At 44.8% G+C, this 14,389-nt stretch carries 9 protein-coding genes; 1 reads left to right on the top strand and 8 read right to left on the bottom strand.

All coding sequences use genetic code 11. From position 1 onward, the window contains the following. Positions 1-278 precede the first annotated feature (278 nt). Entirely contained in the window at positions 279-848 is a 570-nt protein-coding gene (locus MKX40_RS16405; protein WP_339234034.1) for a TetR/AcrR family transcriptional regulator, read from the bottom strand. Positions 849-1,003: 155 nt separating this feature from the next. On the opposite strand from MKX40_RS16405, the gene MKX40_RS16400 reads away from it, so the two are divergent. After that, positions 1,004-1,687: a carotenoid biosynthesis protein gene (locus MKX40_RS16400; protein WP_339234031.1), complete on the top strand. Its 684-nt coding sequence runs from the start codon at positions 1,004-1,006 to the stop codon at positions 1,685-1,687. Between the two features lie 929 nt (positions 1,688-2,616). On the opposite strand, the gene MKX40_RS16395 is transcribed toward MKX40_RS16400, so the two are convergent. The 7 genes from MKX40_RS16395 to MKX40_RS16365 all read right to left on the bottom strand — a co-directional run bounded on the left by MKX40_RS16395 (position 2,617) and on the right by MKX40_RS16365 (position 14,386). After that, the gene (locus MKX40_RS16395) at positions 2,617-2,919 is read right to left on the bottom strand and encodes an immunity 53 family protein (RefSeq protein WP_339234028.1); all 303 of its coding nucleotides are present in this window, start codon (positions 2,917-2,919) and stop codon (positions 2,617-2,619) included. A gap of 172 nt (positions 2,920-3,091) precedes the next feature. Then, entirely contained in the window at positions 3,092-3,823 is a 732-nt protein-coding gene (locus MKX40_RS16390; protein ID WP_339234025.1) for a hypothetical protein, read from the bottom strand. 253 nt (positions 3,824-4,076) lie between these two features. Next, positions 4,077-6,113: a GxGYxYP domain-containing protein gene (locus MKX40_RS16385; RefSeq protein WP_339234022.1), complete on the bottom strand. Its 2,037-nt coding sequence runs from the start codon at positions 6,111-6,113 to the stop codon at positions 4,077-4,079. 282 nt (positions 6,114-6,395) lie between these two features. Beyond that, positions 6,396-9,677, bottom strand: coding sequence for a glycosyl hydrolase (locus MKX40_RS16380; RefSeq protein ID WP_339234020.1), 3,282 nt, complete (start codon positions 9,675-9,677; stop codon positions 6,396-6,398). A gap of 24 nt (positions 9,678-9,701) precedes the next feature. Then, complete coding sequence (locus MKX40_RS16375; protein ID WP_339234017.1) at positions 9,702-11,708, bottom strand: DUF4965 domain-containing protein; 2,007 nt, start codon at positions 11,706-11,708, stop codon at positions 9,702-9,704. A gap of 45 nt (positions 11,709-11,753) precedes the next feature. Further along, positions 11,754-13,409, bottom strand: a complete 1,656-nt coding sequence (locus MKX40_RS16370; RefSeq protein WP_339234015.1) for an extracellular solute-binding protein — start codon at positions 13,407-13,409, stop codon at positions 11,754-11,756. A gap of 80 nt (positions 13,410-13,489) precedes the next feature. Beyond that, positions 13,490-14,386, bottom strand: coding sequence for a carbohydrate ABC transporter permease (locus tag MKX40_RS16365; RefSeq protein WP_339234013.1), 897 nt, complete (start codon positions 14,384-14,386; stop codon positions 13,490-13,492). Positions 14,387-14,389: the final 3 nt, after the last annotated feature.

The raw sequence follows: 14,389 nt of genomic DNA, 5'->3' as shown, positions 1-14,389 counted from the left end.
ATTTATTGGCAAAATGGAAGTCATTTTTTAGATCACGTTTGATTGCTGCTCGTAATGAAGTTGAAACCTTATCTTCATTAGCTATTTCTTTAAGTCTAGTTTGTTTTCTTGCTCAGAGAAAAAAGTCTTATCGTTTATTTATTTCGCGATGTAGGAAACTTATAAATAATTCCTTTGATATGACCTACGAATACAATACCGCACACCTTGCCGGCGTGAGTTTCAACACTCATACTGCGTAGAAGCTGCCGGGCTTTTTGGTGAGAAGCGGGGAAATCCTACAATTCTTCAGAATAAAAAGCTTTAGATACGGATTCCGTAGCTTTATCAATAAAAGCAGCAATTTTACTCGGGCTTTCCTTCAGACCACTACTCACCCACTTTTTAATAATAGCTATACTGCCATGAGCGGTGAACGTATACCAGGACTCAAATAATTGTGGATCAAAATATTTTAATTCCGTCTTCCATCGTTCAATAGTTAAATCGTGACTGATATAGAGGATTCGTTCTAATAATTCTTTATCGCCGTGCTCTGAGAACAGAACCTCACATATCGTTTTATTCGCTTTTATGTACTTACATAATTCATAAGATAGCGTTTGAGGGTTGGAAGAACTCATCCCAACCTGCTTAATGTCTTCGTAAAGATCATTTTCAATCGTTGAAAGAAGCTCAAACTGATTAGCATAGTGTGTATAAAAGGTGTTGCGATTAATCCCTGCTTCTCTGCAAATGTCGGTCACTGTAACTTTATTGATAGACCGTTCTTTCAACAGCTTCAACAGGCTTTCTTTGATAACCATTTTTGTGTATCTCACTCTGTGATCTGTTTTTTTGTCTGCCATAATATCCTCCTAATTTAAAATAATGAACAAATCTAAGGTGGCTTGTATGATAACTAACATATCTCAATCGAACAGCCTGTTGTTTAAGTAACATAGTGAAATTATAATTTATTTGAACGTTCAATTCTAGTTTTAAACTGAAATGGAGATAAAATATGGGCGATATAACTGTAGTACCTGTATGGATAATTCAAGATCTTATAGTCTTAATTGCTGCTGTTCTAATGGTTTTCTATATCCTGGATAAGGAAACGCATCCTAAAACGGTTCTACTGCAGTTTATAGGTTTTGTGTTTTTTTACGCAGCCGTTTTTGAAATTACTGCTTCATCGCTTGGGGAAGGCTTTTACGCCTATGGGCGGAGTATTTTAATGTTATTTAATATACCGATTACTGTCCCTATTATTGAGTTTCTGATCATTTATTCAACTTTGCGTGTTCTAAAGTCTGTAAATATACCGTCCTGGACTAAACCATTTATTACGGGATTGAGCGCTATGGTTTTTGACTTTTCACTCGACCCGGTGGCTGTTAAACAGATATTTCAGACTACAGATGGACTCATGGCAAGATGGACTTATTATCCGCTAGCCGGTGAGCCTCAAATCTATGGGGAACCTGTGATGAATTTTACAGGATGGATTTATATAGCAGGATATTGGACCGTCTTTATTCTAATTGGAGAATGGTGGCATAAAAAGAAAGGCTACAGTAAATCAATTGGTTATATCTATCCGTTTCTGGCGGCCATTCTGTCATTAGCCTGTATGTTCTCACCTTTATCTAACTTCCTTAATTATATGGGGCCGTTCTTCGAAAGAACCTCTAATATGCAATAGGTGATGTTGATTACACTTTCTGTAATTACAATCGGAATTTTAGCATTAGCTTTTATAAAGTTTTGGGACCGGAAGGTTAATTATTCAATCACTCCCAAAAAAGATTTTCCTATCATGTTTACTTTCGTAGGGTTCCCCCTAGTCAATACTATATTTTGCATTATAGGCGGTTATACGGAAGTGTTGTGGCTGGTTGCTCTGGTTCAGATCTTCTTATTGCTAGGCTGGATTGGAATTTACATTATGGGTAAAAAAGCAAGTCCAATCACGAAATAACCATAAATCCAAGCATTGAGGCAAAGACACACTTTCATTACTGTTCCTTTTCGGTATTTTAATTTTGGTGCTTCTTGCTTACATGAAAAGAAATAGACCGTCCACCCTAAGCTAACAGTCTATTCCGACGACCACCTAGCGGCCGACTGCTCTTAATGTAGTTAATGTACACTGGAGTCGTGTTACAGCACGGCTCCTTACTTATTCTTCAGTTGTCCATGACAATGTGAACATAAAATAAGTGTTAACTGATGGGAAAAGTTAACACATACTTTTTCTTAATTACCAATTTCGGAGATATGATAAAAAATAGATAGTAATAGTTGATTAGCTACTTTTTGGTGTTTTCATATGCTCAACAATGTGTTCCAAGCGCTGAATAATCTTCGCTTAGAGAGCAAAGCTTATCTTTAAAGTCACTTTCATTCCGCTGCACATGAACAATAAACTGATCCCTTTCGTGCTGATTTCTAAATAAAAGTATGACTTGAAAAAAACTTTTACGCGAAATCCCTTCTTTATCGTTATTCTCAATGTAAAAAAATCGATTAGTTTATGAGCCGTACTACCTTCAAAGAAATATCCAACGATTTGTTTCCCTTAAATTGTGATATCGAATAACAAACTGTCGATTCATCGCATAGGTGTAAAAATTAACTTATCTCTAAACTCGAAACCCAATTTTTAAAGCAGTCTAGTACTTCTTCCAAATTTGTTGCTCCTCCTGCACCGTGAAAGACTCTATCACTCACGATACAGTAGAACCAATCTTCTTCATTTCTCTCTTCTTCGATCATATCAAAAGGAACATCCTCTAAAAAAGTACCTATTAAATCGATTTTGACAGACCAACCGGGATTATCCACAGTATCAATTTTAACACCGTATGAATGCTCCCAATCACCATTACAGTTTTCAAGATACCAGTTTTGAAGCCATTTTAATGTGTTCATCATCTCTACCTCTTCTGCGGAATTTCATCTTTTCTTTATAGACTAACTCCCCCAGGTATTGATTTATTTTTAACATGAGGTGTTGGTACATTTTGCTTTGTTAAATTGTTGATATGTCCTTTTCCATCAAGTGAGCATATTGTCCTTATACAATTTATTTCTAACGACAATATAATTAGTGTTCTATGGCTACCAAATACTTTTCATTTGCCTTTTTATTGATTAAAGCAACTTCAAAATCAGATTCCCATTTAAGTTCGCCTAAATGCTTAGTATAAGCAAATTCATCTGGTTGTTCTGATATGACCTTTTTTAAAAGCACTTGCTTACCATCTCGTTGTAGAATAGATATGAATATATCCATGCTTTCTACATTATGATGGCATATAACTTTAGCAGTGTACTTCATATTAGAACTCCTTACTGTTTTTTTCCAAGTCCATTCATTTACATAACCTAACTCTTCTATCTGTAATGCTATTTCTCTAAATAGATCAATATTCCAACCATTACGTAGAGCAAGTTTCTCGATCCCGTCCATGAGTAGTCGAAGCGTAACCTTTTTTTTCTCCAACTCATGTTTTGCACGAAAGTCATTCAAATTAAATTGGATTGGCGCCGAACAAACACCTGAATCATTAACAATTCTTTCGTCCGAAATATTTTCTACACATTCTATTAGGACTTTCCAACAATCTTTCGTTTTGTATTTCCCGAATAAACGTTCAAACATTGCTGTAATACAGCGAGTTTCCAATCTAAATGAACGTCTTTTCCATTTCCAATTCAATTCATAATCTAATTTTGTTGCCTCGTTGTACTCACATATTTGTGTTTTCATTATAGATTCAATGCTTTCATCATTCGCAATATATGGTAAGTCTAAGTCAAATGCTTTTAGATACATCTGATTCTTTCCTTCCTGTAATCCCATGGGCGTAGTTTTGATGTGTCATTGTACATTGTCCTTGGACATAATCCATTCATTAATTCTACCATAATAAACGTATTCACAAGCTAAAGACCCGCCTGATCCGCAAGGATCCGGCAGGTCTTTTATTGGCCGAATGATATTTGAATATCTATAGATCGCTTTGCCAGATTCGAGCTTCCGATTGCTTTGAAGACGGATCAAAGCTCCTTAAGCTCACTTTGTCATCCTACTTGGACAAGCCGTACGCTTTTCGGATCAGTGAGAAATATTCGTCCGCCTTAACGACCTGGAACTCGGCTCCAAGAGAATCCGTAATCGCCAGCACATCCGATGGGGTCATGCTCCATGCATTAATCCCAACCGAAATAAACGTTGGAGATTTGCCATCCCATTCGGTCTTGGTACGATTCAAAATATCTTTACCATCCTGCACCGTTGAGATGCCTCGCAGAATGGAAACCGGAAGGCTGCCATTCATGATCTGAACATTGGCTTTGTCCTCGCCTGCGAGGAACAGGCCTGGAAGTTTATAGTTCTTCTCATACGCAGCTGCAATCGAATCACTCAGCGGAACGTCTTTTCCAAGTTCACGATTGAGTACAAAAGGGTACGACATGTTAGTTTTCTTCAGATATGAGAAGGTTTGTTTCAGATACGCCGGGAATGTGTCTGTTGGCCAGACATTTGGATTGAAATAACCCACTCCGGATGGGCCTGCAACAAGCTGATCATTTGGCGTCGCGGTTGAACGGTAATAGTTTAGAATGGCAGGCGCTGCATCGTAGAGCAACGGACTGGAAGTCCAGTTGATAGGCACTTTACCCCGAGCGGGATCAGCCCACAGGTTGCGCATATGATTCTGATCGTATTGCAGGTTGTCACCTTCGCCAAAGGTATAGGTTACATAGATTTTGTTCTCCAGCTTGGATTTTATCGGTTTGGGAGCAGGCTGTTGTTTTACGTTTGTTCCTGAAAATACGGTCATGTTATGGAACCAGTCGGAAGGAACAACATAGACACCATGACGAGATGTGAGTTCTATGCCAGCAACTTCGCCTTCAAAATCATTATCGAACCAACCCAGATAAGGTGTCCCTGGCTTTACATCAGACAGAATCTTCTCAAATAGCGCTTTTTCCTCTGGCACACTGGTAGACAACCAGAACACCATGGCTTTGTTCGCTACAGCATAATCGCGGAGATAGCCATAAGGTTCCTTTTCTTCAGACGAGAGTGGTTGAACATTGCTCGCAGATACCTTGTATTGGTTCCACATCTCGATCGATACAGTTAGTTGCTTTGTGTCCGCTGTAGGCTTAAATTCGTATACAAAGTAGTTTCCATTATCTGCGAAGCGGTGATCGCTTCCAGGCAAAAATTTGGAGTTATGTCGGTCATAGAGAAACGCTTCTTCCTCAGTAGAACCCGTTTTGAAATCCGCAATAATCTGTCCATCTGCTTTCACCGTCACTTGATGAACGGCAGGTCCCCAGCCATCCTGAGGAAAGGCATCATTAAAGCGGAGGTAGACCGCTTCTTTTCCCAAATAGGATGACAAGTCATAGTCATAGGTCTTCCTGTTACTTGCATCACGAATCTGTTCCTTCTCCACTCCAACCGTTTGGAATGAATCAAAATTTCCGGACGGAATCGGGATGGAGGTGTTTGGACTCAATCCGACCAACATTCGTTGAGTGGACTGGCTCCAGAGATGCTCATACTGCCAGTTGTATGCATCCATACGATTCTTGAACTTGCCCTGCAAGTCTTCGATTACCGAAAGGTGATACGGTGCAGCAGTCAATTGTTGAGCCAATTCAGGACTGGCAACAACAGCATTTTTGAGCCCGGCTAGTGTCGTGGCCACGTTAATGGAGTCCGGCAGCTGCGGATCATATACGATAATGCCTTTGATCTCTTTCGCATATTTATTGAAAACATCCATTACGTTGTCATGCTGCTTATAAGGGACGTTTAAGTCCTGCAGCCAAGGGTCTACTTTATTCTGTTGAATGTAGATTCGCGGCTTTTCTCGATTGATTACCCCTTCAAGCGTCGTCAAAAGCAATTTGATATCGCCAGATTCCTCATATACATTCGCCACATCCAAACGTTCTACTTTATTGAAAGTTGGAAGCGCTTGATTTTGAGGCCACTTCAAAGAGTTGGTATGCTTCAACTCATCTGTGGCAGCAAATGCACTAGCCGATAACACGGTTGTACAGACCAGGGCAACACACAAAATAGTTAATTTACGAATCATAAAGTTCATATCTCCTTTTAGAGGTTGTTCAAAAAGCCAAATTTTGATCACGAGGTAACTCGAGAAGCGGATTCGACATCGAATCTTGAATTCAGCCGGGCCTTCCGTTGCTCACGTAGGTTCTCAAGCACATGCTTCCGAAGCCGTTTTCTCCAAAAACGTGTAGCTCCGCTACTCCGTCCCTAGCTTCATCCAACTCCAGCGTTTTGAAAAAACGCACTTCGGAAGCATAAGCTTCGGTGCTGAAAAACTAACTTTTTGAACACGCATTTTTAATGTTTTTTATGATTTGTTGTGATGTTGCGTCTGTGATGTTCTTCGCGTTCGTCGGATCAACCTCACCTGTCCATTAATTCCTGATGTCAGCGCTGACTTTCCATACAAATTCTCTAGTGTATTTGCGGCATGTAAGTTTATTTCATTCAATCCTTCTTGAATATATGGCGTAATGTTCCATTGGTAAGGCGGCCATAAACGAGTACCTGCTTCAATATCATTCACATATAGGCTGGCTGTCTCCCTTATATCTTCGGCCACCAGCCATAGCTCCTCATTTGCAGCTAAGTTTACGTTAGACAGATCCACCTGCTGCGAGTAGACACCCGTACCTGAATAATAAGGATAGCCAGCAGTATTCCAACATCGACCCCATTGTTCCACATCGGTATTTAACGTTGTATCGTTTTCTATCGCGAACGGACCAATCAGAAAGGCTGGGAATGAAATAGCAGGCATCGGCTCCAATAACGAAACCGTCAGAATTTCCAGCTCATTCTCGCCAGCCAACAAATGTGGAGTGATATCTACACTGTCAACATCACCAGCCTGCCACGAAGAGCGTCTTAACGCTTCCTGACGTACCCCATTGACGAATATTTCCAGATTACGCCTACGCTGCAAAAATCCGATATGGGATGGAATGTTCTGATCTACATCATCCAGAAGCAATTCCATCCTGCCCCATGATTCTTCTCCCGCCTTACCGGAACGATCCGAACCACACCGGGATTGAAGCCGTTCAATCAATTTTGGCGTCATGCCAAACGTCGTGCGATACGTATTTACTTGCCCGGGCATGGTCGCGTTCATCCTGGAGTGTCGGTCATTCAATGTGACATGCCATTGATCTAGCAGAAGAACGTTGGGTCCTGCGGTCCTGAACTCCCACTGCTCATCCAGATTGACCTCTACCACATTCATGGAAAAAGATTTATCTCCCAGGCACGCTTGCTCTGTATACTCCGCATGATCCGTACGTTCTTGCGGAATAGAGGAGCTCTCTTGAGAACTTACCGACAGCACACGCAGCTCTCCGGGTACGAATGAAAGGAACGATTCAGCGTCAATGCTGCATACGCTTCCGTTCTCCAACTCCCACTCTTGCAAGCCACCTTTCTTTTCATCGCAAATGAGCTTTATGGTCACGGAGTGCTCCGACCAATTCATCAGCCATACATACACCAGATTTCCAATTCTGCGTTCGACACTAATCAAATCGTCAGACTGACCTTCAAGCCAATCCCATCGTATTACCGGTGGTTCTCTAATCAACTCCCCTAATTGAATACAAAACGCTTCGAGTTGATCCAGACGCTGACTCTGACCGCCTTGATGAACAGCGTCATCCATGGAATAAAAGAGGCTGTGCCCCTTGCCAATAGCACGTAATTTTCCGTGCGGCGGATCGGAACCAAACAGCTGCTGGATATCCTTCATCAACACCGGATCATGCCGCAAAGATTCACTATGCTGCGGAATTGTACCTATTGCAATTAACGTTCCGCCCTGCTTAACAAAGGATACAAGCCTAGTTGCGATGTCCCTTGACAGCACCTCTATTTCCGGCATAACGAGGATCGAATATCCATGGCCATCAAATTGCAAACCCTCTCCTTCAACAAGGAGCGCTTCGCGAAGCTGGCATTCATCCACATAGTCGTAGTCGATAGATGATCGCAGCAAGCGATCTGACAAAAGCGAGAACAGCACATCTGATGCAGGATGCATATCCGCTTCGCCTGATGTGAACATGGTTTCATATACCGTATGGATAGGCGATAACAGCAGAACTTCTGGCATTCGTTTTCCTTTTGCTCCAAGCAGACTCAATCGCCCTATATAATCGGCAAAAGCACGATAATGCAGCCAATGGGGTGCATGTTTGAATTCAGTCGGCGGAAAGTCGGTCTTCCGATACCCGGCAAACGAATAATAGAATGCATGCGGAATAAACAGATTAACTCCCAAAAAGGCCATAAAATTGGCATCAAGTCGCCGCTGGCGCATGGAATAACCATGACCACTTGCACCAAAGGCTTCACAGATCACCCGCTCCTTCCTGTTCAGCTGCGCGACAGAAGCAGCCGTCTTGACGGACACAATGCGATGCGGATTTGCCTTTGACCCGATGCCGGGAGTGAGATAATCCACGCCTGCATAGTGGAATTGCTGCAATACCCGGGTCTGATTGCCCTGAGATCGAGCCTGCCCCCAGACAGGCTCCTCCAGCGTATGACCGATATAGAGCAGACCGGATTGTTCACACCATGTACGAATCGCTGCATGATATCCATCCACGTACCAGCGGGTGATCGTATCATAATATCCCTGTCTTGCGGATCGGCTGCCGTCTGCCATGGGATACAACAATGCCCCCAACCGCGGGATTAGATCATAACCATTCTCTTGCTGATATCGTTCAGCCATTCCCTCGGTCCAAGCGAAGACGAGGCCGGGCAACGTAGCATCCACATCATGAACGGCGGTTCGGATGGCCTCCACCCCGAAGAAGCCATCGTGAATCATAAGACCCGGCTCGTCAGTAAACACCCCTTGAATGGTTGATCCGTAATAGGGCTTTAATGCGAGAAACGGTTCATAAGACATCCGAATGAAAGACTGAACCGCTTCCGGATTCAATGTATCCAGGTAATACCCTTTAGCGAAGGTGATTCCCTCGGCAATCTCACAGGACCAGCAAGCGAGAACAATATAAGACTCATGGGCGTGACCCGGACTCCACTCCTCTCCCCAATAATGCGTGATATTTTCCGGTTCATCATGAAGCAACCACTCTCCATCGCGGTTAACCGCGCGATAGGCCAGGATGGCGATCAGCTCATTGTGATCATGGGAGGCAAAATCCAGCTTCAAGCTTTCCTGCGGCACATCTCGCACATATCGCTTTTCCTCTATTCTCAAATAACGCATGCGATATTCCGGTTGTTCCCGTGTCAGTCTGCCGCCCAAGGTTCCGCTCGGCCAATTCTCCTCATCGTACAGCCAGACGACCATATTCCGTTTCTTGCATTCTGCTGTGCAAAACTCCAGCACCTCCATAAATTCCGGCGAGAGATATGGGATTAGCATTCCGTGCCGGGCATGCAGAACCACACCGCCGACACCCGCTTCATACATGGATTGAATCTGACTCTCCAGTTCGGTCTTCTCCAGCGCATGATTCAGAAACCAGAAAGGCTGCGGACGATACGTTGCATCCGGATTCGCAAATTGCTGCTTGAGCTGCTGTAAATGATCACAGACTTCCTCTGCGCCTGCCTTCATATTCACCACCTGCCTTCACACCCATTAGTCTGTAGACTGTTGCATGAGTAATTGGATAAAGAAGCCGCCGACCACAGAGCGATTCTGAAAATTCATCTGCTTAGCGGTGATCGTGTCATACCAATCCGTTACGGGAACACGAGACGAAGTTTCATTCATGAAATCCCACAGCGGTGAAATGAAAGACTCAAACTGCGCTTTCGTTGCACTCATGGAGGCACACCATACCAGCCAATCGGATTTGGTATACGTTTCACGACTATCCAGCGGCAGGCCATAGCGGTTTTGTTTGTGCATGTAATATTCAAGTTCTTTGGCGGCGATCTCTTTCGGGAACAGGTGCAGGTCTAGCAGATGATCCCACACCAGATTGTACTTCATGCTCCATGACTCGGTTGGACTGTCGAACGTCAGCTTATAATGGTCCCCGGCATCTGCCATGGACACCCACTCCTGAGCCATGTTCCGAGCTTCCTTCAGGTACTTCGCCCCTTCCTGCAAACCGAGCTTTTCACACAGGTAGGAATAAGCAGCAATACCCAATATGGCCTTGATCGATAAATTGGTATTGTGCGCCAGATGCCCGGCGAAGTCATCCGTACACAGCTGGTTTACAGGATCGAGTCCATTATGCAGCAAATAATCTGCCCATCGCGTAAGAGGTTCCCAATGCTGCCGAGCAAATTCGATATCTCCCTCATATTTGCTGACCGCCGCAGCCATCAGCAGCATATTGCCGCATTCCTCAATCGGCATCTGGTATTCCAGCTTATTCTCTCCATACACCTGACCGTTGGCCCTAGGGTAGGTTCCTACATCATGAGGAGCAAAATCAAACGTCCAATCCGGGCTCATCGCATACTTGTAAATTGGACGCATCATGCCCTTGATCAGTTCAGGGTTGTATCTCAGGAACAATGGGATCGAAGGGTAACTGACATCCACCGTAGCGATACATCCGTTGCTGAAATTCTCTTTGGAGAAAAATAAAACATTCCCCTCCTCATCGGCAACCAGCTTATGCGCTGCAATCGCCTGTCTGTAGGTTAGCGCCACCATATCCCGGTATTTCTCACCGCCTGCGGCCTGACTCTCTGCCATGAGTTCAAGATTAAAGCTGTCACAGCGCTGCTGAATCTCTTCGTATTGTTGAGCTGCCAGTAATAGCATTTCATGAAACGTTAATCCATCTCTTTTCCAATAGGCATGTAAAGGCTGTTGAAAATATTCAATCGCATGGATATCGTCATACGCAAGCATGAGAAATTCGGATATCGGTTCGTTCCGGACAGCCCCCAGATCGATCTCGGCGGCCATAACCGGCATGTTGTCCGATACAGCTCGCGGCTGAGGATGATCATCTTCGATAGGCAATTGTCCAGTGCGTGCATACTGCTCACGGCCTGTTACTGAATGAATGGCCGTCTGGATATCGGAAGATTGGGGAACAGCCAGAACCATGTATCCCCAATCGATTCGTGTATCATCACCGGCAAGCTGTAATACGGGCTGATCCACAGTGCCCATGGACATGACATTCCATTGCCCCTCAATCACATGGCGTTCCCATGTAATGTGTTGATCGGATGTGTTTACACACCATTCACCTGTCACATCAAAATATATTTTGACTTGATGGGATGCCCCATCGATGGATTTGGCCTGAAAAGTCAAATACGTCACCGGCCTGGATAACAGGTCCAGATCATCCAGCAATAAAGGTGTATGGAACTGAACATGAAGTTCAATTCCTTCCCCTTGAAACGTATATCGAGTCGTTACAGGCTGGACAGTCAGGTTGGTCTGCACCAGCACTTCAGGTTCCTGGACAGCTGTACGCTCCTCCGATCCCACTTTCCCCATAAATCGTCGAAGCTTTCCATCGATCACCGCCAAGCCCACCATGCCATTCGTTTTGTTCGTCCAATGCCGGGTATGATCTTCATACAGATGGTCCGCGGCTGACCATACGCTAAAATAAGGGTCCACAGTAACCAGAGGTACGGAAGGCGGTCTGAACTCAGTCGTCATATGAATGCAACTCCTTCGAATTAAGAATTAAGAATATGGAGGTGATCAGTTCGGCATCTGAACGGTAACTACGTCTTTCCCTTTCAAGTTTTCGTTCGTAAACTGCATGGCTTGATCATATCCGGTCTTTCGAAGCTGCTCGCGAAGCTCGTTGATAATGCCGAACGCCGCTTCATCCGATTTCGCAAAGATGGCTTCCTTCCAGGCATCACCCATCCGGTCCATGGAAGGCTTCAGCATCTCCCATTCCGGTGCTTTGGTAATCACATCGCCCGGGTTATAGGCTGTAATGACATGAATGCCATTAGGACGCAGAATTTTTCTGGCTTGTTCCATGGCATCAAGCCGTTTCTGATCGGCCCAGATATCTCCGCCTGCGACCGAATTGATTCGATCAGGCCCCGTGATGGATTCCAAACCAATGGAAATGCCTTCGTTCTTGCGAACTTTACCCGATTGATCTGCCGTAAATTTATCGAACCACTCCTTTTTGGCAACAGGTTTACCCTCCTTCATATCCCAATGAACGCCCTGCACTCCGTATCTTGCCAGCATAAATCCTTCATCGGAAGCCATGTAATCGAGGAACTTCAGCGCCGCATCTACACATGCGCCCTTGCAGTTTTTGGTGATCACTGTTACGTTGTTGCCCTGAATGCCCAGATCCGCAGGGCGATTCGGTTCAACATCTGCACGCTCTAAAGGGCCGATCGGGATGTAATCGCTTCCAGGGTGTGAAGTAACATATTCTTTGGAGGCATCCAAAATGGCCGGATAGTGTGCGGCCAGAGTGGCGATGCGGCCCTGATTGATTTTCTCCTTGGCGATCGGGTCAGTTTGGGTGAATGCTTCCGGGTCCATTAACCCTTCTTCAACCAATTTCCGGTAGAACAGGGTGTATTCTTCATAACCTTTGGTGAAAAAGTTATGCTCTACCGTTCCGTCACCTTTGTCAACATAACTGCCACCCGAATTGAACATGGTATTGCCGATGCCGACGGACCAGCCGTTGCTGAAGCCACCCAATGGAAAGACCGGCTGCCCGTTCTCTTGCAGATTGGCATCCTTGATTGCTTTGAGGAAGTTATAGAATTCCTCCTTTGTCACGACCGATTGAGGGTCTATACCCACCTTATCCGCGATATCCTTGCGAACATAGAAGCCGTACAGCCAATCCATGCCATCTTCATTCTGGGCAGGCTGGTTTTGCAGGAGTAGATATTTTTTGCCGTCATAGGCATTAATCGCTTTTTCGTAGAGCGCTGGGGGTACATTTTCTTCAGCAATGGATTTCGCGAGGTTAGGATAGTCCCCCAATTTGTCGGAAATATCGACGAGCTGCCCTTCTTTGGCCGCCTTGATAATGCCGTCCAGCTCCCCTCCCCATGCGGGTCCGGTATAGATATCCGGCAGATCCTGCGTGGCAAATATCTGGTTTACCTTCTCGGTCTCACTGCCTTTGGTATACTCCCAATCCAGCGTGACGCCAGTCTTCTCCTTGATGACTTCTTCCACAGGCGTTATTCCGTTGTCCGAACCACCTGAACCGTTCCAGTTGTGCAATATTTTGAGCTTGTATGAACCATCAGCTGCTTCTCCGCTATTCCCGTTTCCTGATGAATCCGTGCATCCGCTCAACGATCCTCCAACCAAGATGGACACGAGTAATACGGATACGCCTTTCGACCAAATTCGGTTCAAACCAATCGCCTCCTGAAATATGATGATGAATGATCTGGGTCAAGCCTGATAAAACTCAGCAAATTCCAGGTTAGGATCACCTAACCTTTCACCGAACCGATCATCACTCCTTTTACGAAATATCGTTGCAGGAACGGGTAGATACACAGGATCGGGAAGACCGTAATGACGAGCAAAGCCATACGCAGGGATTCGGGTGTCGCACCCGCTCCGCCTGAACTGCCAAGCGTCTGCCCGCCCTGTTGTGCTGCGCGCTGCATCGAATTGGACAGCGACTCCGCTTCGGTCAGCATTTCCTGCAAGAGGGTTTGCACCGGAATCAGATCCTTGTTGGATACATAGTAGGCACCCGAGAACCAGTCATTCCAGTGGGCGACCCCAATGAAGAGGGAGATGGTTGCCAGTACGGGTCCCGAGAGAGGCAGAATGATGCGAATGAAGATTTGAAAATCCCCGTACCCGTCAATGTGGGCTGATTCCTCCAGCTCTTCGGGAATTCCTTGCAGAAAGGTCCGGATAATGATGATATGCATGAAGTTGAATAACAGCGGTAAGACGTACACCCAGAAGGTATTGATCAGATGCAGCTTCTGAAGCGTAATGAAGAACGGGATGAATCCGGCACTGAAAATCGTAGGCAAAAAGATGTAAAAGGTGAAAAATGAACGGCCCGGCAATGATTTCTTCGAGAGCGCGTAAGCCATCAATGTACACAGAATCACATGAAGGAACGTACCCAGCACGGTTCGCATGATGGTGATCTGGTACGCCTTCCAGATGCGTGCATTATCAAATACCTGGGCATAGTTCTCCAATGTAAATTGGCGTGGAAGGAAATAGATCGCGCCCTGCATGGAATCTTTGCCGTCATTCAGCGAGTACGCCAGGATGTAAATAAACGGGTAGATCATGGAGAATCCGACCAAAGTGAGAATGGTATAGTTTATAACTGAAAATAAGGACCATTTGCGTGTCATCAC

The organism is Paenibacillus sp. FSL R5-0517 (assembly GCF_037974355.1).
GTDB lineage: Bacteria > Bacillota > Bacilli > Paenibacillales > Paenibacillaceae > Paenibacillus.
Note: the sequence above shows the minus strand (reverse complement) of the source record. Positions and strands in the feature narration are given on the sequence as shown.